Raw genomic sequence first — 23558 nt, 5'->3', positions numbered from 1 at the left:
GCTGTTGGGAGATAGGTCTTATGGAAGGGTCAATCTCTGGCGGCGTTCTCCTCCTGGACCACCTCGATCTGCAGCCGTTCTCCCAGCATCTTCTGGACCGTCCGCTTCTCGCGTTCAGCCCCCCAGATCTCCAGGTGACAGTCGCCCCTGCAGACGATCCGAAGGGTCAGCCCCTTCTTCTCCCCGGTCCTGATGAACCGGGCACTCCTGACCAGCCCGATATGGGTCCGGTCCAGGCTCTCGGCGAGCCGGAGGAGCGCCCCGAGCACCTGCACCATCCGGAGGTGCTGCGGTTCGAGCCCTGACGGGAGCCGCCCCCCGGTGATCTGCGCCTTCTTGCGGTGAAGGCCGGCGATCGAGGCGATGACCAGGATCTCCTGCTGATCGAACCCGAGCAGGTCGGCGTTGGCGATCAGGTACTGGGTATGGACCTGGTGGTTCGTGAACGAGACGAACGAACCGATGTCATGCAGATAGGCGGCATACCCGAGCAGTTCCTCCTCCCAGGGGCCGAAGGTGTGCACCCCGGCCTCCCTGGACGAGCGGAAGAGCTCGTCGGCGAGGTCCCTGATATGGACGGCATGGACCTGGTTGATCCGGCAGGCGCCGCCCAGGGAGGTGATGCTCTGAAGCCGCACCGGGTGCCCGTCCGGGGTCTGCTGCTCCAGGTAGTCGACCAGCAGCCCGTCCCGCAGCCCCCGGTTGGTGATGGTGACCGCCGAAAGCCCGAGCGCCTGCATCAGGGTCTCGATGATGGCAGCACCCGGGACGATGATGTCGGCCCGGTCGGGGTTGATCCCGGGGACCTTCCGCCGCTCCTCGAGGGAGAGGGCGCAGAGCCGTGCCGTCACCCGGGAGAGGTCCTGGTACAGGAGGACCTGGGAAGCGTTCTGCTCCTGCTGATGGAGCATCCGGGCGGCGATGTCGGCCAGGTTCTGCAGGGTGCCGGAACTCCCGTAGACCCGGGTGATCGGGTACTCCTTCAACTCCTGGATCACCCGTGCCCCTTCTGTGAGGATGTGCTCCCTGATCCTTCCGTACTCCTTCTGCGTGACCGTTCCCCGCCTGTCCTTCGGAGGGAAGAGGGAGGAGAGGCGGATCGAGCCGAGGGTGAGGGAGTACAGGGCCTCGTACCCGGACCTGGTGCCGATCGAGAGCTCGGTCGAACCGCCCCCGATATCGATGAAGAGGGCTGACTGGTCGCCGATATCCACGCCGGACCGTATCCCGAGGTAGATCAGGCGGGCCTCCTCCCGCCCTGCGATCACCCTGACCGGGAGACTGGCCTCGGTCGCGAGCCGGTTCAGCAGGACCTGCTGGTTGCGTGCCTCCCGGGTGGCCGAGGTGGCGACCGCCTCGAACTCGGTCGCATGAAACGAACGGGCGAGGTCGACGAAGGTGCGGCAGACCAGCACCGCACGGTCCATGGCGGCCTCGCTGAGCATATCGGAGGGGAACTCCCCCTCCCCGAGCCTGACCACCTCCTTCTGCTCGCTCAGCACCGTGTAGCCGCCACCGGCGCTCATCCTGACCACCAGCAGGCGGATCGAGTTGGTCCCGATATCGACGAATGCAACGACCTTCTCCGGCCCGGCGGCCATCACGGCACCTCCCAGGTGACGGTGCACGGCCGTCCGGCGACCCCGGCCAGCAGGTCGAGCTTGTGCATCCGCGAGGCCGTCACCCGCTGATCGGCCACCGGGCCGGTACAGGTGATGGCGATCCGGTCCCTGGTGACCCGGCACCGGACCGCCCTGACCAGCGAGGCATGGGCGGTGTCCAGCTCATCGGCCACCCGGATCAGGGCGGCGAGCCAGCGCACCTTCGCCCGACCCTCCCGGGGAAGTCCGCCATAGAGCGGGTGCCTCTCCGGGTCCGGCAGTGCACGCCGGTGGTACCGGGCGATCAGGGCGACGAGCAGACGCTGGTCCTCGTCGAACGGAAGCGTCCGGTCGCGGAGGATCAGGTCGCAGCTCAGCTTGTGGTGCCCCTTCCTCCCTGCCGACCAGCCGATGTCATGGAGGATGCAGGCTGCCCAGAGCAGGTCCCGTTCCGGTTTCTCATAGTGGTGGAGGGGCCGCAGTTCGTCGAAGAGGGCGGTGGCGACAGCGGCCACCTGGATGTCGTGGGGACTCCCCCGGTGATGAGCCGCAGCAAAAGAGAGGACGCCGGCATCGCCCGAGCATACACTCATGGGTCGGTACCCTCCCCGGAGGGCTCCCCGGTCCCTGCCGGGATCACCATGTCCCGGCCCGACTGGAGATCGGGATGCTCTGAGGGCATCCGTCCGGGCAGACCGCGTTCGGTGCCGGCCCTGACGACGGGATCGCGGTCATAGGCGATCTGGAAGTGGCAGAGGTCGTACGGTTCGAGCTGCAGGAGCGCATAGCAGGCCCGGGTGTCGTCTCCGGCCGGCGTTCCGACACTCCCGGGATTGATGAACCGGACCCCGTCGGCGATCGTCGAGAACTGCTGGTGGGAATGGCCGACGATCACGATATCGGCCCCGGCTTCCCGTCCGAGCTCGCTGAACCGTGTCGCCGGTGTCGACGCAGTCAACAGTTCCTTGGGGTCGAGCGGGGAGGCATGCGTCACCAGCAGACGGGTGGACCTGACCATGAACCGGCGTTCGTCCGGGATATCGGCGAGGTAGGCACGGTTCTCCGGAGAGAGAGCCTCCCACGTCCAGAGGGCCATCGTCCGATCCTTTCCCCCCTTCTGATGCTTTCCGTTCTGGACCGAGAACACCTTCCGCTCGGCATTCCCCCTGATATCGATCGATTCGGCCCTCCGAAGCCGGCTGACCACCTCGTCGGGGAACGGGCCGCCTCCGACCAGGTCGCCGGCATTGATCACCACCGAGGCCCCCCGCTGGGCTGCATCGGCGAGGACCGCCTCCAGCGCCGGGAGGTTGGCATGGACATCGGCGATCAGCGCGATCCTGACCGGCCCTTCCCGCTCGGCCGAGCGGGCCAGGGGAGCCGGGGGGGACTGGACACTCTCAAGCGCAGTCCCCAGGGTATCCCGGAGCCTGTCCCAGAACATCTCCTTCTTCAGTTCGTTCCAGTAGGCCGCGAAGTCGGTATACACCCGATTCCGCTTCTCGTGCCGCTCCTCGCGGAGACGATCGATGCCCGGCTCGATGAGGGAGAAGAACTCGGTATGGCCGAAGTAGGCCTCGGTCCGCTCCTTCTCCTCGACAAGGAAGCGGGGCAGGGAGTCGACCCAGACATCGCAGTCGTGCATGTCGCCGAGCAGCTCCTGCAACTGCTTGAAGGTCTTGAGCTCCGCCTTCAGGCCGCCCGGATAGAGCGGGGCGAAGACCTCCATCGTGTACCGCAGGTGCTTGGCAGCCTTCCGCATCTCATGATGCTCGGTGATCTGGTCAGGGCGGGCCACCGAGGGTTCATGGTCGAAGACCTCCATGACCCGGAGCTGGATCGCGTTGTACGCCCGCTGATAGACATCGGCGGTGTGAATATCCACCAGGTCCCGTCTCCCGGTGACGGCGATCGTCCTGAACCGCCGCTGCATCTCCTTCACCTCCCCGCTCTCTTCGAGCCGGGCGAGGGCGTCGACCACATGCGGCTGCAGGGCCGCCCGCCGCTGCTGAAGCCTGAGAAGGAGGCACTCGATCCCCTGCTGGCCGGCAGTGACCGGTTGCTCCTCTACCGGGGGCGGCAACTGCGGGACATCTGACTGGGCAGGTGGCCCGATGACGGTGATCGCCGTCGAGACCCGCCGGAGGACCTGCAGGATCGCCCCGATCAAACCGGGCCTGAGAACTGGAGCCGGCAGGGCCGGCGGGGCCGGGGGCTCCGGTTTCACGGGATCTTCCAGGGGCCGCTGATGGTTGAACGGCCGGATCATGCTGACAGACGTCCCGGAGGCCGGTCCGGGGATCCCCAGCAGGTACTTGTCGAGGAACGCGATCTGGACGTCGGCGTCCCGTGCCTCACCGAGGGCCTGGGTGATCGCTTTGACGGACGAGAGCCAGCGGCGGTACTCGGCCCTGGTATAACAGTCCCGAAAGAGGGGCAGCGCCGCCCGGAGACGGCGGGTGGCCACCCGCATCCGGTGGATGTACTCGATGTCGGCCCCCTCCCTGACCCCGCCGGCCTCTGCGGTGAAGGCCGCGATCAGGTCGGTCAGCACGGTGGCCCCGAAGACACAGTACCCCGAATCCGCCCTGGGGGAAACCGTCCGGCGTTTCGGGTTCCGGGGCTGGCGGCGTTTATGTGGCATGGTGCCAGCACCCCCGGTGTGCGATCAGCCACGCCTGCGAGTCGATCCGTTCCTCTCCTGGATTCGGAACGACCCGCCGGTACCTGCCGTCGGCCTGCAGTTCCCTGGCCTTGACGTTGTCCTTCAGATGGACCGGCAGGATCAGGTCGACGATCACCCGCTTCACCTCGGGATCCTCAACCGGGAAGAGCGTCTCCACGCGCCGGTTCAGGTTCCTGGGCATCATGTCCGCCGAGCCCATGTAGACCTCGGGGTTGTCGCCGTTCTTGAAGTAATAGATGCGGGCGTGTTCGAGGAACCGGCTGATGATCGAGGTGACGCGGATCGTCTCGCTGATCCCCGGGATCCCGGGGCGGAGCGAGCAGAGACCGCGGACGTTCAGGTCGATCTTCACCCCGGCCTGCGAGGCACGGTACAGCGCTCTGACCACCTCCTCGTCCAGCAGGCCGTTCAGTTTGAATGCGATATAGCCGTCCCCGTGCTGCAGGTGCCGCTCCCGTTCCCGTTCTATCCTGGCCAGGATCTCCCGGCGCAGTCCCCGCGGGGCGACCAGCAGTTTCTGGAAATGGTCCATGTCCGCGTACCCGGTCAGCGCATTGAAGAGGGCGGCCATATCCGCGGCGATGACCCGGTCGCAGGTGAAGTACCCGAGGTCCCCGTAGATCCTGGTAGTGACGGCGTTGTAGTTGCCTGAGCTGAGGTGGCAGTAGGTGACGATCCCGTCCCGTTCACGCTTCACGATCATGCAGAGCTTGGCGTGCACCTTCAGGCCGACCAGCCCGTAGACGACATGCACCCCCTCCTGTTCGAGTTTGCGGGCCCAGATGATGTTGTTCTTCTCATCGAACTTGGCCTTCAGTTCGACCAGCACCGCCACCTGTTTTCCGTTCTGCCGGGCTTCGAGCAGGGCGTCGATGATCGGGGAGCCCTGATCGATCCGGTACAGGGTCATCTTGATGGCGATCACATCCGGGGACCGGGCCGCCTGGTACAGCAGGTCGATCACCGGGGCGAAACTGTCGTACGGGTGGTAGAGGAGGACGTTCTGGTGCTGGAGGGATGCGAGGAGGTCCTTGTCCTCTGCAAGAGAGGGAGGGATCACCGGCAGGAAGGGACGGTCGTGCAGGTCCGGCCGGGGCAGACCGGCCAGCTGCCAGAGGTCGACGAGGGCCAGCGGTCCGTCCCAGCCGTAGATGTGATGAGGATCGAGGTCGAGCTGCCGGGCCAGCATCTCCCTGACGCTGTCGGGCATCGACGAATCCACCTCGAGGATCACCGGCGAGCCGGCCCGCCTGGTCTCGACGCTCTCCTCGACGGCTGTCAGCAGGTCGGGAGCCTCGTCCATCACGATCTGGATCTCTGCATCGCGGGTCACCCGGAACAGGTACGATGCCACCACCGTGTACCCGGGAAAGAGCAGGTCCAGGTTGGTGGCGACCAGGTCCTCCAGCATCACCAGGTCGATAGCCTTCTGCGGGGCGATCTGCTGCAGGTCTCTCTTCTGCTCGGGCACCTCGACAAAGCGGTGGATGCCGGCGCCCGGGAGCTTCACCCGGGCGCAGTGGTGTATCCCGGCACGGTCCCGCACCACCACGGCCAGGTTCAGACAGATGTTGGAGATGAACGGGAACGGATGGCAGACGTCCACGGCGAGCGGGGTCAGCACCGGGGCGATCGTCTCCCGGAAATAGGCCCTGAGCGCTTCCTGGTCGGATGCGGCGAGGTCGGCGATCCGGTGGATCCGGATGCCGGCATGGTGCAGGGCAGGCAGCAGGTCCTGCCAGCACCGGGAATAGGCCTCCAGCAGCCGGCGGATCTCGACCCTGATCGCGTCGAGCTGCTCCCCGGGGCTCATCCGGTCGGGCGGAGCTGCGAGTGCGCCCCGGTCGAGCTGCCGCTCCAGCCCGGAGACCCGGACCATGCAGAACTCGTCCAGGTTCGAACCGCAGATGGCGAGGAACTTCACCCGTTCGAGCAGGGGCTGGGCGGCGTCATCAGCCTCTTCAAGGATCCGCCGGTTCAGGGCGAGCCAGCTCGTCTCCCGGTTGATGTACAGGGAGGGGTCGTCGAGTCCCGGGGGCTGGTCTGTATCAGGGAGCGTCTCGGTGCTGACTGGCGCCTCTCCCACGTCTTCGTCTTTCATCGTTTCCCCTTCCTCTTTGTCCGGACCGAGCCCGCTCCTGCCGGCGGCGGCCCAGAGAGCGGCGAGAAGTTCTGCAGTACCTCGTCCCTCTCCATCGGGGGATACCACGCTCCGCGGTGATCGATCATCCATTGCTGCGTATCGAACGGTGCGTCCCCGTCCTCAGGGAGCACCCGGCAATAGGTGCCGTCAGGAAGGAGCTTCCGGGCCTTGGCGGTGTCCCGGAGGTGTACCTTCAGGATCTCCCCGACGATCGCCGCCAGGAGCCGCGGGTCCTGGATCGGGAAGAGTATCTCGACCCTCCGGTCGAGGTTCCTGGGCATCAGGTCCGCAGACCCGACCAGCACCTCTTCGTCGCCTCCATTTCTGAAGTAATAGATGCGGGCATGCTCGAGGAACCTGCCGACGATCGAGGTGACGGTGATCGTCTCGCTGATCCCGGGGAGACCCGGCCGCAGACAGCAGATGCCCCTGACCTGCAGATCGATCCTGACCCCGGCCTGTGAGGCGCGGTACAGGGCCAGGATACAGGCCCGGTCGACCAGTGCGTTCAGTTTGAACGCGATATACCCGTCGCCGTGCTCCTGGTGGCGGGCGATCTCCCGCTCGATCCGCCGCAGGATTCCGTCCCTGATCGTGACAGGGGCGACCAGCAGTTTTCTGTACGAGGTGATCCGGGCATACCCGGTCAGGAAGTTGAAGAGATCGGAGATATCGGCGCCAATCTTGTTCCGGGCGGTCATGAGTCCGATATCGGTGTACACCCTGCTGGTGCCGGCATTGTAGTTGCCTGTCCCGAGGTGGATATACCGGGCGATCCCGCGTTTCTCACGCCTGACCACCAGGCAGACCTTGGCATGGACCTTGATCCCGACCAGGCCGTAGACCACGTGCACCCCGGCCCGTTCAAGGGCCCGTGCCCAGCCGATGTTGTTCTCTTCATCGAACCGGGCTTTCAGTTCGATCAGGGCGGTCACCTGTTTCCCGTTCTCACGAGCCTCCATCAGGGCGTCGACGATCGGGGAGTTGGCGCCGACCCGGTACAGGGTCATCTTGATGGCCAGCACGGCCGGGTCGGTGGCCGCCTGCTTTAAGAACGTGATCACCGGACCGAAACTGTCGTACGGGTGATAGAGCATGAGATCCCCCCGCTGGATCACGGGAAAGATCGGCTGGTCATGGGAGAGGGAGGGCGGGATCGAGGGGTGGAACGGCGGGTCCTGCAGGTCCGGACGGTTCAGGCCCGCCAGCATCATCAGGTCCGCCATCCCGATCGGTTCGTCGAGGCGGTAGATCATGTCCGGGCTGATCCCGAGGTGGCGGACGACCATCGAACAGATCGCCTCCGGCATCCTCCGGTCCATCTCGATCCTGACCGGGGATCCGACCCTCCGCATCTCCATGCTCTCCTCGATGGCGGTCATCAGGTCTGAGGCGTCGTCCTCCTCGATCTCGAGGTCCGCGTTCCTGGTCACCCGGAACGGGTAGGCAGCGACGACCCGGAGGCCGGGGAAGAGCAGGTCCAGGTTGGCTGCGATCAGGTCCTCGAGCAGCACATAGTGATGCTCCCCCCCGTTCTGCAGGTTCTTGGTGCTCTGCTGCGGGACAAACTCGATCAGTCGCGGGAAGAGGCCGACCGGGATCTTCAGCCGTGCAAAGCATTCCCCCTCCTCGGGGTCCTCCACCATGATCGCCAGGCTCAGCGAGAGGTTGGAGATGAACGGGAACGGGTGGGAAGTGTCGAAGGCGAGCGGCGTCAGCACCGGAAAGATCTCCTGCTCGAACCTGATCCGCAGGGCTCCCTGCTGGTCGGCCGAGAGGGACGCATGGGGGTGGATATGGATCCCTGATTCGACCAGCTGCGGCATCACCTGCTGATGCCAGCAGTCCATCTGCTCCTTGAGCAGGGGGAGGAGGGCCGCCCTGATCTCGTTGAGCTGGGAGAAGGCGGTCATCCCGTCAGGAGGGCGTTCGACGACCCGTTCATACAGCTGCCGCTGCAGGCCGGCGACCCGGATCATGAAGAACTCGTCGAGGTTGTTGGCGAAGATGGCCAGGAACTTCACCCGTTCGAGGAGCGGATGGGTCTGGTCGAACGCTTCTTCGAGCACCCGCCGGTTGAAGGCGATCCAGCTCAGTTCCCGGTTGAAGAAGAGGGCCCGTTCCTCGTCACTCCCTTCAGACCCGAACTCTGCTGCTGACTGCTGTTGAGATGGTGTAATCATGATATCGTCCATTGCCGGCGTTCTATCGTCAATAGTTACTCTATAGAGGCATCGGGGGTTATATAGGATTCGGATTCCGGGATTGAAGGTTGCATGGTGCGTTGGACCGGAAGGAGAAAAAAAAGAGTATACGCCGGCCTCTACACCGCCGGCACGGTCACCGACCTGGTCGTACTGGTGGATCCCGCCGGACCGGTCGCAGTCTGTTTGATTGTATAGGTGCCGGCCTGCCAGTAGGTGTACCGAAATGTTCGATAGGCGGTGGTCGTGCCGTCGCCGAGGTCATACCGCACCGAGGTCGCATTCACCGAGGTGTCCGTGACCAGGATACCCATCGAACCCGGACCGCCTGGGAAGGCGACCGTGAAGTTGGCCGCTGGCAGGTACTGCTCGGTCGGTTTTGGGGTCACGGGGGGGATGACCGGGGCGGTGACGTTGATGCAGTCCTCGACCGTCTTCACCTGAGTCCCCTTCGAGCCGATTGCATAGAGGGAGACGGTGTACTTCCCGGCGGTGTCGTAAACATGGACCGGGTTCTGCTCGAAGGAGGTCGCTCCGTCGCCAAACTGCCAGTAATAGTACTGGACCGAGCCGTTCACCGACTCGGTGAACTGCACCGCGAGCGGCGCGAGGCCGGCCGAAACATTCGTGGAGAACCCGACGATCGGCGGGTCGGTGACCGTGATGTATCCTGGCTTCTGGGCGAAGACACTGCCGTAGTCGGCACGGGAGACGACCAGCGTCACGGTGTAGGCGCCCGGCTGCGTGTAGGTGTGAACCGGGTTCTGCTCGGTCGACGTCTGCCCGTCGCCGAACTGCCACTGGTAGCCGTTCGCCCCGGTCGACTGGTCGGTGAACTGCACCGTGAACGGCGCCTTCCCGGCCGTCGCGTTCGCGGTGAAGTTGGCTGCCGGCACGGTGTTGACGATGATGCACCGGTACTGGATCGCCGTGTCGCTCCTCTGATCGTTCGAGGCGGTCAGGGCCACGTTGTAGGCGCCCGTCCGGTTGTAGATATGGGTCGGGTTCTGTTCGTCCGACGTCGTGCCGTCCCCGAAGTCCCAGTGCCAGGCAGTCGGCGAGCCGGTCGACTGGTCCAGGAACCTGACCGAGTACGGGGCCTGGCCGACATGGCCGAAGGCGTAGAAGCCGGCGGTGATCGCCGGCGCAATACCGAGAGCCTGCGTGAAGGCGACGGCATTCGCACGCCCGTAGCCGAAGGTGGTGTCCGGTCCTGCTGATCCGAGATCATCGGAGGAGGTGAGCAGTGCGGTCCGCACCTCCGACGCGGTCCTGGTCCGGGCACCGCTCCAGACGAGCGCCGTCACCGCTGCGACGTCAGGTGCCGACGCACTCGTCCCATAGAGGGGACTGGGGAACCCTCCGGATCCCGTTATACTGACCCCGTCGATCCCGGTGATATCCGGTTTACTCCGCTGAACGGTACCTGGGTAGCGAATGGTGGCCGGACCGAGGCTCGAGAAATACTCGATGGTGTCCACACCCGGGTCCGATGCACTGATGGCCCCGACCGCCACCACGTTCGGTGCCGCCGCATGACCGAAGACGGAATCGGCACCCACGATGTTGTCGCCGGAGATCCTTGTGCCACCCCCGGGATACACGAAGATCTCAAGGGTCCGGTCGGCCGCGGCACCATTTTTGTTGAGAACATCGATCTCTGTCTCAACCGTGGAGGAGCCAGTGTTCATCACCGAGATCAACTCCAATGGTGCATCGTCGCCGTTCTGTACAACCGTGGATCCGGCGAGCAGATACTCGCCGCCCCGGGTCAAAAGATACAGGTCATAATCATTGGTGGAACTGGTCCAGGGGTCGTCCCACTCGAGCACGGTCCGAAGGTATCCGCCAGGCGGAATGCTGACATACAGGGATTTATCTGCCTGTCCGGTCCCGCCAGAGAAGTCGTTCCAGTTCGTCGCCCCGTCCTTCAGGTACCTCCCCTGGTAATGCCTCTGGGCGGAATTGCCGGCCGAACTGAAGTAGAGAATGTTCCGGGTCGACGTGAGTGACTGGATGTGCGCTGCGAGCGCACCATCCTCGAAGAACGGATCGGTGATCCAGCTGATATCATCACAGATGACCGTGCAGCCGGCATCAGCGAGGGCATCGATGCCGTCGGCAAAATCGAGCGTGTTATTCCCATGGTCGCAGAAGTAGAGCTCGGCGTCGGGGGCGATATCGTGGACGATCTCGAGCAGCGCGGTGCCCTCGTCTCCACCCTGCTCATTCCTGAGCACATGGAGATTCGTCGGGAGATCGCCGGTCGCGGCTGCAGTGTTCCAGTGGTCGACACCACCGGAAATGATACCGATCCTGACCCCTGCGCCGGTCAGGCCATACGTGGCCCGGACCTGGTCGGCGAGATGGATCCGATCTCCTTCGGCCATCACCGATCCCGTGTTCACCACAGGAGGCAGGACCGGACGAACCTGCCTCACGCCCGGCACGGAGGCGAGCTCGAGGAGACGGGACACCTCGACCCAGGCAACGACGGTCTTCGATGACTCGTCACGATTACTGATCTCCCATGCGAACGGATCGACCGTCGACAGAGGAGTCTGCTGATCCAGCGTCACATAAACAGAGACGATCGCCGAAGTCGCCTGAACGCCGGCGTTGAACCCTCGCTGTTTGACCGATTGGGACGCCGGCTTTATCTGAAGATCGCTGACGAGACCGGTTTGAGATGTTCCAGTCTGAAAAATCGAAGAATTCGTCAGCGAAAGCAGATCGGTGGAGAGTTTTAGTTCAGATTCATTCAGCGTCAGATCGGTATTCGGCGTGACCTTCTCACCCATCGCCGGGGCGATACAGAGCATCAGCATCAGCAGTGCGATGAACACGGTAGTCCGGGGATGGTGCTTCACGACCGGAAAGAATGAATCAAGAATAAACATACGCATCGATCAGATCTCCTGAATACTCCCATACTCTGGTTTTCTGCCATAATACAATACCTCTTTGACAGTCCGCCCATCAGGGTTCATCCCCGGACCTTCAAGCGTATGATCACGCCGGCGATGATGAACACCTCCAGGATGTCAAAGCTCAGAAAAAAAGGAAGATCAGTTCAGCCCCTCGGGGCGAAGCTGATCCAGTTGATGTTGACATAGTCGGTCGGGAAGAGAAGGCTCAGTCGGTGCTCTCCGGCCGGCAGGGTCACCGGTACCGAAACGGTCTGGAAGGCCCCGAAGGTGCCGGTGTTCGGGACGTTCACGGTCGCGATCGGCGTCGTTCCGTCGTCCAGATAGACCCGAACCGATGAGCCGGCATGGGATGAGGCGACCCGGAACCCGGCGTCATAGGTGCCGGCTGTGGTGATGTTCACGGTGTAGAAGAGCCACTCGCCGGCACGGATCCAGCCGACGTTCGGCGAGCCGTCGGTGTCGAGTGTCTCGATATCGACGTCGTCCTGCCGGTAAGCTCCACCCTCGTTGCCGGCGGTGGTGTCGTGGTAGGCGACGCCCTCACCGCCGAGGTCATAGTCCTCGGCCTGCAGCGTACCAGGGATGGTGTGCGGACCGTTGTATGGGTTCGCGGTAAAGCCGGGGGTCAGGGTCACGGTGATATCCACGTTCTGGTCCTTGCCGGGGTAGGTGGTGATGGCCCCGGAGACGGTGGAGTACCCGTCCTTCTGGACGGTGTAGGTTCTGTAGGGAGAGCCGGTGGTGTAGACCTGGACCTTCAGGATCCCGCCTGCGATAGTCCCCATGGGGGTCTCATCAAAGGTGACCGTCGCCCCGTCCACATTACAGTGGATCGTGTACCACCCCTGATCCCCGCCGATCGGCGGGAAGGTGATCGTCGGCGTGGGGGCGGTCACCGGCACGATCACCTCGACCGTCTTCACCGATGATCCCGCCGGACCGGTCGCGGTCTGTCTGATCGTATACGTGCCGGCCTGCCAGTAGGTGTACAGGAATGTTCGATACGCCGTGGTCGTGCCGTCGCCGAGGTCGTACTGCACCGAGGTCGCGTTCACCGAGGTGTCGGTGACCTCAATCCCCATCGAGCCGGCACCGCCCTGGGATGTGACGGTGAAGTTGGCCACCGGCTGGTACTGCTCGGTTGGTTTTGGGGTCACGGTGGGGATGACCAAATCGGTGACATTGATGCAGTCCTCGACCGTCTTCACCTGATATCCATTCGAACCGATCGCATAGAGGGATACGGGGTACCTGCCGGCCGTGTCGTAGACATGCACCGGGTTCCGGTCGAACGAGGTCGCTCCGTCCCCGAACTGCCAGTAGTAATACTGGACAGACCCGTTCACCGACTCGGTGAACTGCACCGCGAGCGGCGCGAGGCCGGCCGAAACATTCGTGGAGAACCCAACGATCAGAGGGTCGGTGACCGTGATATACCCCGGCTTCTGCGTGTAGACGCTGCCGTAGTCGGCACGGGAGACGACCAGGGTCACGGTGTAGGCGCCCGGCTGTGTGTAGGTGTGGATGGGGTTCTGCTCAGTCGACGTGGTGCCATCACCAAACTGCCACTGGTAGCCGTTCGCACCGGTCGACTGGTCAGTGAACTGCACCGTGAAGGGTATAGACCCGGACGTCGCATTGGCCGTGAAGTTCGCCACCGGCACGGTGTTCACGACAATACATCGGGACCTGGTACAGATGTCGGTCGCCCAATCGTTTGCCGTGATCAGGAAGACGGTGTACACACCGGTCTGGGTGTAGACATGGGTCGGGTTCTGCTCGGTCGAGGTGGTTCCGTCACCGAAGTCCCATCTCCAGATAGTCGGAGAACCGGTCGACTGATCCAGGAACTGGACCGAGTACGGGGCCTGGCCGACATGGCCGGAGGCCAGGAAGTCTGCAGTGAAGATCGGGGTGAGCTGGATGTTATAGAGGTCTTCTCCACCCAGACTATAGAGAGAGATCTCAGAAGAGTAGGGCTCATATCTATCCTTCTCTGCAGTCAGGTACAGAGCTGGACGTAGAGAGTTAACACCGGTGTTACGCAGTTCGTTATTTATACCGAAATACTGGGGTCTGATTTGAATCAGATAATATCCCTGACTGTTCGATGTCCCTGAGATAAAGATCGGTTCCGATGGACTCACGACGAGGGAGACGTGCACGTCAGAGAGAGGCTTGCCCGTGATTTTGTCGGTTACGAAACCGGCAAAGATGGGGTAGAGTTCGATCGTCCCGATATCCTTCGAACCACGCTGCCGATCATCGTTGGTTACAGAGACTTCAGTATAATTATCCCGATAGAGCCCAGGCACCACGGCGTCCAGGTCCGCGTCACCGTTGATAACCCAGGCGTCACGGAGGATGAAGGTCCCATCTGCCTGGGAGACAGTCGTGGGGCCGTATTCCCCGTTATAGATCTCCGCATTCGACAGGGGAAGGCCGGTGAAGTGATCGACAACCTTACCGGTCAGGTTTACCGTCGGCATCGGATCGATCGTGAACGTGCCAGCCCATCTGACCCCAGGATCTGCTCCGTTCGAAGCCCATACCTCCCAGTTCCCAGGGACTGCATGTACAAGGTTGAAGTATCCGGTGATGGTGGTCCCGTCCAGTTCTTCACCAGTGGCGGAGATGTTCGTCTGGCCGGCCATCGCAAGCCAGACCGTCGGCGTCTCAGAGAAACCGGTGCTGTTGAGGGTGAAGGAAACCCAGGTATCGTTAGCCATCGCATGGTCCGGGGTGCAGTCGATGATCGCGGGCAGGGGAGTCGCCGCCGCCGGCGCGAACATCAGCAGGCATGAGACAAAGGCCAGCAGAATCAGCGGCCAGGTCATTCTTTTGAGTAGATCTGTCATGGTTCATTCCTTGTTGTATCTATGGTGAAAGAAGGGTTGGATAAGATATCTGGATCAATGACGAACAACCATATATTTTCATCGAAATGCAGCATATGGGCCGTCTATTTCGAATTGAACCCACTCAGATCCACCATTCATGGATATCCGGGTGAAAATCGTCTCAAAGAGCATAGATACCAATAATAAAAAATACGAGAACTCGAACACGTGATCCATCATTCGAGAACTATCCTTCTGCCAGCCGAAGGAGCCGGCCCCGGAACCCACGCATTGTCAGGAGTCGTCGGGATAATCGGATTTTTTTCAATTTCCTGAGTTTCCGGTAATGCAAACAGTAGTACAATCGAACAGTCGACATCCCGGTCTCGAATCACCAATCTGAATGGCAGGCCCCCTCACACCGAATCGTAGAGAGCCGCTGCTGCAGGTCGTTGCCATGCGACCCCTCCCAGTACAGCCGGCCGCAGTGGTGGCACCAGAAGAAGGGGATCCCATGCTGGTCGGCCGGGGCATAGGAGGCGGCGGAGGCGACCTGCTCGGCGGTGGCCGGGGAGAGGAGACCATTACAGAGCGGGCACCGGGAGGTGACGACCTCCGGAGCCACCAGCCCGAGGGCGGTCAACTGCCAGACCTGGTCGAGCACATCGTCAGAACGGATCAGCACGGCCCCACCCTGCCCCCGCCGGGCCAGTTCATGGTCGCGGGTCAGCAGCACCCGCCCCTCCTCTCCTACGAGCGAGAGGAGGAACGTATCCTCCCGGGGATTTCCTGCCGGAAACGAGTTCGCACTGAGGGTGTCATAGCCCATGCACCGGAGATACCGGGTCAGCGTCCCGAGCATCCGGTCGACCAGGACCCTCCGCCGTCCCGGCCCGAAATCACGGGCGCTTGATCTCGCTGACGTACGCGATCGCCTCGCCGCAGGTGGCGCACCGGTGCCCGTCGAGTCCCCGGACCCTGCTCAGGTACCCGGTTCGCTCGATCAGCAGCCCATGGCATTTCGGGCAGTAGGTGTTCTGATACGGATGATCCCCCACGTTCCCGAGGTACGGGTACTGCAGACCGAGCGCTTTCGCCCGCTCGTAGATCCGCTCCAGCGTCTCCACCGGCGTCGGCCCCCGGTCCCGCATCCGGTAGTCCGGGTGGAACCGGGTGAAGTGCATCGGGGTGTCGGCCCCCAGATGCTCGATCACCCAGGTGATCAGCCCATCCATCTCTTCCATGCTGTCGTTCGCGTCAGGGATCACCAGGGTGACCGTCTCGACATGGAGGCCGAGTTCCCGGGCGAGGGCCGCAGCATCCAGCACCGGCTGCAGCCTGGCGCCGCAGATGGTCCGATAGAACTGGTCGGAGAACGCCTTGATGTCGACCCGGAACGCATCGAGGGTCGGCGCCAGTTCCCGGAGCGCCTCCTCGGTGATGTAGCCGTTGGTCACGTACACCGTCCCCAGACCACGAGTATGGGCGATCTTCCCCATGTCGAGCGTGTACTCGTACCACATCGTCGGCTCGGTGTAGGTCCAGGAGATCGAACTGCAGGCAGCCCCGAGCGCCCGTTCGACACCGACCTCGGGGGCGAGGTCCCGGAGGAGGGGGCTTTTGAGCGAAGCCCGCGAGATCTCCCAGTTCTGGCAGTGCTGGCAGTGGAAATTACACCCGATCGAACCGAGCGAGTACGACAGAGTCCCTGGAAGAAAGTGGAAGAGCGGCTTCTTCTCGATCGGATCGATCGCCTCGGAGCTGACCTTGCCGTAACTGGCCGCATAGAGCGTCCCCCCTGCATTGATCCGGACCCCGCAGATCCCCTGCCGGGCAGGGCCGATATGACAGCGGTGACTGCAGAGCGAGCAGTCGACGGTCCGCTCCTCGCCCCTGGAGAACATCAGAGCCTGATGCATGGTATCAAGCACCTGATTGGTGAGTCGGGTATTTATACTTCAGTCCTGTTCGTCCTCATCCACCTCGACGACCAGCGATCCCCGGTACTTGCATTGCTTGCAGATGTAGATCTGCCCGATATATCCGCCTGCAACCTGATAGATATCGGGAGAGCCGCAGACAGGGCACACAAAGCGTTTCAACAGGTATATCTGGATACCTCACCACTAATAAACTGGCATGAAGAAGCTCGTGATGGCCCTCGGGGGGTCGGTGCTGGTCCCGTCCCTCGAGTCCAACAATATCGCTGCGTACGTATCGGTTTTAAAGAAAATCGGGTCCGAGCATCAGGTCTTCGTTGTTGTCGGGGGCGGAGGAGAGGCCCGCCGATATATCGGTGTGGCCCGGGCTCTCGGTATCGACGAGGCCACCTCCGATGAACTCGGGATCCTGGTGACCAGGCTGAACGCGACGCTGCTGATCGCCGCGCTCGGCGATGCGGCCTATCCGGAGGTGGCGGAGAGCCATACCGAGGCGAAGGTCTTTGCGGAATCGAAGAAGATCGTGGTGATGGGCGGGATCACGCCAGGACAGACCACCGATGCGGTGTCGGCGGTACTCGCCGAGCGGGTGCAGGCCGATCTGCTCGTGAACGTCACCTCGGTGCCAGGGATATACTCGGCAGACCCGAAGAAGGACCCTGCAGCGGTCAGGTACGATGAACTGACCCCGCAGCAGCTCCTCGGGATCATCCAGAACGACCGGCTCAATGCCGGCTCGAACTCGATCATCGACATCGTGGCCGCCAAGGTTATCGAGCGGTGCAGCATCCCGATGCTGGTGATCGATGGGAAGAGCCCGGAGAATCTCCTCCATGCGCTCTTTCAGGGTTCCTTCACCGGGACTATCGTCAGCGAGACCGCCTGCAGACCGCTGCCGCTCTGAATAATTCACAAAAACTCAAAGATTCATCCATTTTTCCAGATTTTCAAACGATAGATGCGAGCATTTCGTATATCAGAACAGAGCGGCAGGTTTTTGTACTGAACAGTTGACATATGTAAGACAGGCGGGATAGTAGGGTAGCCTGGTCCATCCTAGAGCGTTTGGGACGCTTTGACGGCAGTTCGAATCTGCCCTATCCCATCGAGATCTTCTTTTGTGTTGAAATCAGACCTGGATACTGTATGGACCGCGCCTCCGCAGCCTGGATCTATGATACACTCGCCGAACACTATCCTGACGCGTGTACGCCGCTCCCGTTCTTTCACAGTCCTTTCCAGGTACTGATCCTGACGATCCTCTCCGCCCAGACCACCGACCAGGCCGTGGATAAGATCAGGCCGGCCCTCTTCGCCCGGTACCCGACCCCGGAAGCCCTGGCCGGCGCCGACATTCACGAGGTCGAGGAGATCATCCACAGCACCGGATTCTACCGGGTCAAGGCCCGGCACATCATCAGCACTGCGACCATGCTGGTCGGCCGGTTCGGAGGGAAGATCCCCACCACGATGGAGGAACTGCTGCTGCTGCCCGGGGTCGGCAGGAAGACCGCGAACATTCTCCTCTTCCACGCCCTCGGCATCAACGCCGGGATCGCCGTCGACACTCATGTGAAACGGCTCGCCGGCCGGCTGGGCCTCAGCACCCGGACCGACCAGGATCAGATCGAGCAGGACCTGATGGACCTGTTTCCACAGGAACGGTGGGGAGACCTGACCGATATCATGATTGCGCACGGACGACGGTGCTGCACCGCCAAAAGCCCCCGGTGTGAAATCTGCCCGGTCAGTATGGTCTGTCCGTTCTATCAGCAGACGCGATGAACGACGCGCAGGAAAATTGAAGAAAATTGAATTTTTTTTGAGATAAAAATATGAAAAATACCGGCTGAGATCAGCCGAAGACTATCATCAGCAGATGGTAGAAGCAGAACGCGACGGTCGCCGATGCTGGGATCGTGATGATCCATGTCGCCACGATCTCCCTGACCACCCCCCACTTCACCGCAGAATAGCCGCGGGTGGCTCCTATCCCCATGATCGATCCGGTGATCGAATGGGTCGACGAGACAGGAATTCCGAACAGGGTCACAAAGAACAGGACGATACCCCCGCCGGTCTCGGCACAGAACCCCTGGTAGGGAAGCAGTTTGGTGATCTTATGCCCCATCGTCTCGATCACCCGCCGGCCCCCGAGGAAGGTGCCGAGCGAGATTGCGGCAGAGGAGATGAGGATCACCCAGACCGGCACCGTAAACTCGGTGAGAATCCCGTTGGCGACCAGCAGGGCCGTGATCACGCCCATCGCATGCTGAGCATCATTGGACCCATGGTTCATCGAGTAGAAGGCAGAGGAGACGACCTGCAGTTTCTTGAAGGTGTTGTTCATCTTAACCGCGTTCCTCTTCTGGAAGAGCCGGATAAGGACCGCACCAAAACAGAATGTGACCAGGAACCCCAGGGACGGGGCGATGACCATGAAGACCACGATAGCCAGGAGCCCGGAGAGTTTCAGCATCCCGGCCGCCACCAGCAGCGGGATGGTGATCACAAACCCGAAGAACGCACCGATCTTCAGGTATGAAAAAGGACTGTTCCCCAGCAATTTTCCGACAATCCCAAAGAATATCGCCCCCGCAACGGCCCCGATCGCAACGGAAAAGAAGAGAGACTGGAGCGTTGAAAGGCTCGGCCAGATCACGGAATCGAAACCTTCCTTGGCCAGGGCAGCCCCTATCAGGCCGCCGACCATCGCATGGGTGCTCGAGATCGGGATACCATAGTGGGTGGTGAAGAAGACCCAGGAGACGGCACTGACCATCGCTGCGATGATCAGCATCGTCGAGATCAGACCGGGCTCGATCAGTCCTTTACCGACCGTCTTTGCGACCGCCGTGGTGAAGAGCAGGGGGCCGACAAGGTTGAAGAACGCGGCCATCGTAACGGCCTGCAACGGAGTGAGGACCCGGGTTGCGATCACCGTGGAGATCGCATTGGCGGCATCGTTCATCCCGTTGACAAAATTCAGGAGAAGGGCAAAGAAGATACCCGCAATAATAAAGGAGTCCATACCATCACGAGTGCCTGATCACAATATCAGAGAGTATATTGGCCACGTCCTCACATCGATCCGTAGCCTGCTCCAGGTTCTCATAGACATCCTTCAATTTGATGATGGCGAGCGGATCATTGCCCCGGAAGAGTTCGGTCAGTGCATGCCCGAGCACCTCGTCGGCGACGTTCTCAAGCCTGTTCAACTCGATGCACCGGGCTTCGATCGACGGCACATCCTTCATCGAACGGATCCCCTTCACGGCCGTCTGAATCTCTGTGGCGCTGAGCTGGATCAGTTTTGAGAACTGGCGCATCGGAGAGTCGGTCGCCGTGATCCCGTAACTGTGGAGCTGCTGCACCGTCCCTTCAATACAGTCGATCACATCATCCATCGCCGTCGCCAGGCGGGAGATCTCCTCGGGTTCGAGCGGGGTGATGAACGTCCGGTTCAGCCCCTCATAGATCGCATGCGTGATCCGGTCACCCTCATGCTCGAGTTCCTTCATATGCTGACTCTTTGTGCCAAGATCAGTATAGTCGTTCATCAACTCGACCAGGGCATCGGCCGCTTCAACAACCGTCCCCGCCATCTCCTCAAACAGGTCAAAGAATTCTTTATCCTGCGGAATTAGCCATTGTCTGAGATCCACGGTACACCACGAAAGAATCTGATTCTGCGAAAAATATGAGAGCCGGCATTGCCGGCATCCTAATGGACCGAGCGGGAATTGAACCCGCGGCCTCTACCATGCCAAGGTAGCGATCTACCCCTGATCTATCGGCCCAGGTGATACCCTATAGCATTGCATTCCATCAGTTAAAAGAATTGGTATCCGTTCTGCTCCAGAAACCAGAAACACCCGGGGAGGGAGCAAGGTTCATGTGCACCTGAGACCAGATCTCTCTGATGATCCGGGATTCACGATCTGTCAGGAGAAGAGTGGAATCATGGTAAAAGTCGGCGTACACGTTTCGATTGCGGGATCGATCGCCCGGGCCGTCGAGCGGGCGGCAGCGATCGACTGCGACACCTTCCAGATCTTCTCGCGCAACCCCCGCGGATGGACCTTCAAGCAGCTGACTGAAGAGGACGCGACCCTCTTTCGAGAGGCCCTTGCTGCATCCGGGATCGGGCCGGCAGTGGTGCACATGCCCTACCTCCCGAACCTCGCCTCCCCAAAGGAGGAGATCCGGACAAAGTCGGTGGATGCCCTGGCAGAGGAACTGCACAGGTGCAGTATGCTGGGTGTCCCGTACCTGGTCACCCACCTCGGCCACCACATGGGCGAGGGAACCAGGGCCGGGGAAGAGCGGGTGCAGCAGGCCATCGATACCGCATTCAGCATGAGCGACCCCGGCACCGGCGACAGCGTGATGCTGCTGCTGGAGAACACGGCAGGTGAGAAGAACAGTGTCGGATCCCGGTTTGAAGAGATCGGAAGGATCCGAGAGTCATGCAGCGACCCGGGCCGTATCGGCGTCTGCCTGGACACCTGCCATGCCTTTGCAGCAGGATACGACCTTCGGAACGAGGAGGGACTGCGGCGTACCCTCGATGCCTTCGAGGACGGGATCGGCAGGGAACACCTCTGCGTGATCCACCTCAACGATGCAAAAGCAGAGGCCGGCTCCCACCTGGACCGGCACACCCACATCGGGCTCGGGATGATCGGTGAAGAGGGTTGTGCAGGGATCCTCACCCACCCCGGACTCATGGCCCTCCCGTTCATCTGCGAAACCCCGGAAGACGCCGTACGTGACAACGCTGCCAATATCCAGGCCGTCCGAAGGCTGGCTGCATCACGAGCGTAACTTTTTAAGATACGATTCAGTATCTTTATCAAAGGCGATGATGCCAGACCTCTTTCTGAAGGGAGGAAGAATCCGGGTCCATCAAAGGAATTATTAGTGTATCGACGAAACAATAAACTATAATTGACGAAATTGATCATGATTAAAGATGAGGATACCATGACACGAACCATGTTAAGCGAGGCAGAGGGATACGCCCTCCTCAGACAGTACGATGTACCAGTACCCGGTTTTCAGATCGTCACCAGTGCAAAAGAAGCAGGGAAGGCTGCAGCAGAGATCGGATTCCCTGTTGTGATGAAAGTAATCTCGCCCGAGATCACCCATAAGAGCGATGCGGGCGGTGTCATCACCGGGATTGGATCCAAAGAGCAGGCAGAGGCCGCGTTTGATAAGATCCATGCCGGGGCGAAGGCCTACAACCCCGACGCGACGATCACCGGCATCATCGTCGAGGAACAGGCAGCCCCCGGACTGGAACTGATCATCGGTGGCAAGACAGACGCCGCATTCGGCAAGGTGTTGACCTTCGGGATGGGCGGGACGCTCGTCGAACTGATGAAGGACATCACCCTCCGGATCCTCCCCATCAGCGATGATGAGATCAGGTGCATGATCCGCGAGATCGAGGCCTACCCGCTGATCAGCGGTTACCGGGGATCGCGACCACGTGACGAACAGGCCCTTGTAAAAGTGATTTCAGACGTCGCACGGTTCTTTGGCGAGAACCTGAATGTCGTGGAGTTCGATATCAACCCGTTCAGACTCTACGAGACCGGCGGATGTGCCGTCGATGCCAGAGTCATCACCGATGACGAGGTGGTCGAGGAGAAGATCGAGGAACGGCCAGTAGTCCCGCTCGAATACTTCGCACCGCGTTCAGTTGCCGTGATCGGGGCATCGCAGGACACCTCCAAGATGGGGTACGCGGTGATGCACAACCTGCTCCACTTCCCGGGGCAGCTCTATCCGGTCAACAACAAGCGGAGTGAGATCCAGGGGCTGAAGGCCTACCCGACCATCACGGCCATCCCGAACCCTGTCGACATGGCCGTGATCACCGTGCCGGCCAACCATGTGCCGATGGTGATCGAGGAGTGCGGACAGAAGGGCGTCCCGATGGCAGTGATCATCACCGCCGGATTCAAGGAGATGGGCGATATGGGCAAGGCCCTCGAGGCACGGGTTGTCGAGATCGCAAAGCGGTACGGGATCCGGATCATCGGCCCGAACTGTCTCGGCCTGATCGTCCCGCCCCGCGGCCTCGACACCACCTACGTGCACGAGTCCCCGAACCCGGGAACGGTCGCGTTCATCTCCCAGAGCGGTGCAATCATCAACACGGTCGTCGACTGGTCCCTCTCTCATGATATTGGTTTCTCGGCGGTCATATCAGTCGGCAACCAGGCCGACCTGAACTTCCTCGACTACCTGAAGTTCGTGCAGCACGACCCCAAGACCAAGGCCGTGATCCTGTACATCGAGGAGATCACCGACGGCAAGGCCTTCATGAAGGTGGTCAGCGAGGTCACCAAGTACAAACCGGTGGTCGCGATCAAGTCGGGATCCTCACAGAGAGGGCAGAAGGCGGCCTCGTCCCACACCGGCTCGCTCTCCGGCTCCTACGAGGTCTACATGGAGGCGTTCAGGCAGGCCGGCGTGATCCCGGTCCACACCCTGACCGGGGCCTTCCAGGTCGCAGAGATGCTCGCCTCACCCAAGGGCTATCCCCAGGGCAAGCGGGCCGTCGTCATCACCAATGCGGGTGGTTTCGCTGTCCTCTCCTCAGACTATGCAGAGCGGTACGGCATCGATCTGATCGACCTGCCGGCCGAGATGGTCGAGGAGATGAACGAGTTCCTGCCAGAATTCTGGAACAAGGGCAACCCGATCGATCTCCTCGGTGACGCCACCGACAAGCGGTTCGGGCGGGTCTTCGACATGCTCGTCAAGTACCAGCACATCTGGGACATCGCCTTTGTTGTCGGGTTCCCGAACCTGGTCCTCTCGTCCGATCAGTTGGCCAACGAGATGATAAAGTTCTCAGGCAAGACCGACAAGATCATCATCGGGACCCTGCTCGGCGGGGACTCGATGATCCGTGGCCGGGATATCCTGCGCGAACACCAGATCCCCTCCTTCGAGGAGCTGGACTTCACGTTCAGGGTCATGGGACGGGTCATCTGGCAGCGGTGCAGGTAAGCCGGCTGTTGGAGCACCGGTTCAGGTGCAGATCCCCCGACAATTACTCCTCCTTTTTGGATTTATTGGTTTTTCAAGAGAGATACAAAAGAAGAACCATCATATACCCGGACTGCGCACATAATAGTTAAAGAGCCGGGCCAAAGAGCGCCCGGTCATCATACCGGGGCTTTGGGCACTGTGTT

At 61.5% G+C, this 23558-nt stretch carries 16 protein-coding genes and 2 tRNA genes; 5 read left to right on the top strand and 13 right to left on the bottom strand.

Annotated elements, in window-relative coordinates; all coding sequences use genetic code 11:
- Window positions 1–29 precede the first annotated feature (29 nt).
- From ACFKSJ_RS12875 to ACFKSJ_RS12830, 10 genes are all read right to left on the bottom strand, one after another.
- On the bottom strand, window positions 30–1601 hold the full coding sequence (locus ACFKSJ_RS12875; protein WP_440950189.1) for a Ppx/GppA phosphatase family protein: 1572 nt from the start codon (window positions 1599–1601) through the stop codon (window positions 30–32).
- The gene (locus ACFKSJ_RS12870) at window positions 1601–2194 is read right to left on the bottom strand and encodes an HD domain-containing protein (protein ID WP_440950188.1); all 594 of its coding nucleotides are present in this window, start codon (window positions 2192–2194) and stop codon (window positions 1601–1603) included. Before ACFKSJ_RS12870 ends, ACFKSJ_RS12875 begins: the two co-directional genes overlap by 1 nt.
- On the bottom strand, window positions 2191–4245 hold the full coding sequence (locus ACFKSJ_RS12865; RefSeq protein WP_440950187.1) for a YfcE family phosphodiesterase: 2055 nt from the start codon (window positions 4243–4245) through the stop codon (window positions 2191–2193). Before ACFKSJ_RS12865 ends, ACFKSJ_RS12870 begins: the two co-directional genes overlap by 4 nt.
- Complete coding sequence (gene ppk1 / locus ACFKSJ_RS12860) at window positions 4235–6388, bottom strand: polyphosphate kinase 1 (RefSeq protein ID WP_440950186.1); 2154 nt, start codon at window positions 6386–6388, stop codon at window positions 4235–4237. Before ppk1 (ACFKSJ_RS12860) ends, ACFKSJ_RS12865 begins: the two co-directional genes overlap by 11 nt.
- Window positions 6385–8613 carry a polyphosphate kinase 1 gene (gene ppk1, locus ACFKSJ_RS12855; protein ID WP_440950185.1) on the bottom strand — a complete coding sequence of 743 codons (2229 nt, stop codon included), beginning with the start codon at window positions 8611–8613 and terminating at the stop codon, window positions 6385–6387. Before ppk1 (ACFKSJ_RS12855) ends, ppk1 (ACFKSJ_RS12860) begins: the two co-directional genes overlap by 4 nt.
- Window positions 8614–8753: 140 nt before the next feature.
- On the bottom strand, window positions 8754–11540 hold the full coding sequence (locus tag ACFKSJ_RS12850; RefSeq protein ID WP_440950184.1) for a PKD domain-containing protein: 2787 nt from the start codon (window positions 11538–11540) through the stop codon (window positions 8754–8756).
- Between the two features lie 167 nt (window positions 11541–11707).
- Window positions 11708–14422 (bottom strand): PKD domain-containing protein, encoded by a 2715-nt coding sequence (locus ACFKSJ_RS12845; RefSeq protein WP_440950183.1) that lies wholly within the window; start codon window positions 14420–14422, stop codon window positions 11708–11710.
- A gap of 373 nt (window positions 14423–14795) precedes the next feature.
- Window positions 14796–15278, bottom strand: coding sequence for a Mut7-C RNAse domain-containing protein (locus ACFKSJ_RS12840; protein WP_440951431.1), 483 nt, complete (start codon window positions 15276–15278; stop codon window positions 14796–14798).
- A 25-nt stretch (window positions 15279–15303) separates the two neighbouring features.
- Entirely contained in the window at window positions 15304–16323 is a 1020-nt protein-coding gene (gene amrS, locus ACFKSJ_RS12835; protein ID WP_440950182.1) for an AmmeMemoRadiSam system radical SAM enzyme, read from the bottom strand.
- A 39-nt stretch (window positions 16324–16362) separates the two neighbouring features.
- Complete coding sequence (locus ACFKSJ_RS12830) at window positions 16363–16506, bottom strand: hypothetical protein (protein ID WP_440950181.1); 144 nt, start codon at window positions 16504–16506, stop codon at window positions 16363–16365.
- Window positions 16507–16543: 37 nt separating this feature from the next.
- Between ACFKSJ_RS12830 and pyrH the strand changes: the two genes are divergently transcribed.
- From pyrH to nth, 3 genes are all read left to right on the top strand, one after another.
- Window positions 16544–17248 (top strand): UMP kinase, encoded by a 705-nt coding sequence (pyrH, locus tag ACFKSJ_RS12825; RefSeq protein WP_440950180.1) that lies wholly within the window; start codon window positions 16544–16546, stop codon window positions 17246–17248.
- A 126-nt stretch (window positions 17249–17374) separates the two neighbouring features.
- Window positions 17375–17449: transfer RNA gene (locus ACFKSJ_RS12820), tRNA-Pro, on the top strand.
- Between the two features lie 41 nt (window positions 17450–17490).
- A complete protein-coding gene (gene nth, locus ACFKSJ_RS12815) occupies window positions 17491–18129 on the top strand; it encodes an endonuclease III (RefSeq protein WP_440950179.1) in 639 nt (212 codons plus the stop codon).
- A 70-nt stretch (window positions 18130–18199) separates the two neighbouring features.
- On the opposite strand, the gene ACFKSJ_RS12810 is transcribed toward nth, so the two are convergent.
- From ACFKSJ_RS12810 to ACFKSJ_RS12800, 3 genes are all read right to left on the bottom strand, one after another.
- A complete protein-coding gene (locus ACFKSJ_RS12810; RefSeq protein ID WP_440950178.1) occupies window positions 18200–19375 on the bottom strand; it encodes an anion permease in 1176 nt (391 codons plus the stop codon).
- A 4-nt stretch (window positions 19376–19379) separates the two neighbouring features.
- Window positions 19380–20009, bottom strand: a complete 630-nt coding sequence (locus ACFKSJ_RS12805) for a DUF47 domain-containing protein (protein ID WP_440950177.1) — start codon at window positions 20007–20009, stop codon at window positions 19380–19382.
- Window positions 20010–20072: 63 nt separating this feature from the next.
- Window positions 20073–20144: transfer RNA gene (locus ACFKSJ_RS12800), tRNA-Ala, on the bottom strand.
- A gap of 163 nt (window positions 20145–20307) precedes the next feature.
- On the opposite strand from ACFKSJ_RS12800, the gene ACFKSJ_RS12795 reads away from it, so the two are divergent.
- Window positions 20308–21171 (top strand): deoxyribonuclease IV, encoded by an 864-nt coding sequence (locus ACFKSJ_RS12795; RefSeq protein ID WP_440950176.1) that lies wholly within the window; start codon window positions 20308–20310, stop codon window positions 21169–21171.
- 159 nt (window positions 21172–21330) lie between these two features.
- On the top strand, window positions 21331–23373 hold the full coding sequence (locus ACFKSJ_RS12790) for an acetate--CoA ligase family protein (RefSeq protein WP_440950175.1): 2043 nt from the start codon (window positions 21331–21333) through the stop codon (window positions 23371–23373).
- Window positions 23374–23558: the final 185 nt, after the last annotated feature.

It is taken from the genome of Methanosphaerula subterraneus, assembly GCF_052055875.1.
In the GTDB taxonomy this organism is placed as follows: Archaea; Halobacteriota; Methanomicrobia; order Methanomicrobiales; family Methanospirillaceae; genus Methanosphaerula; species Methanosphaerula subterraneus.
Note: the sequence above shows the minus strand (reverse complement) of the source record. Positions and strands in the feature narration are given on the sequence as shown.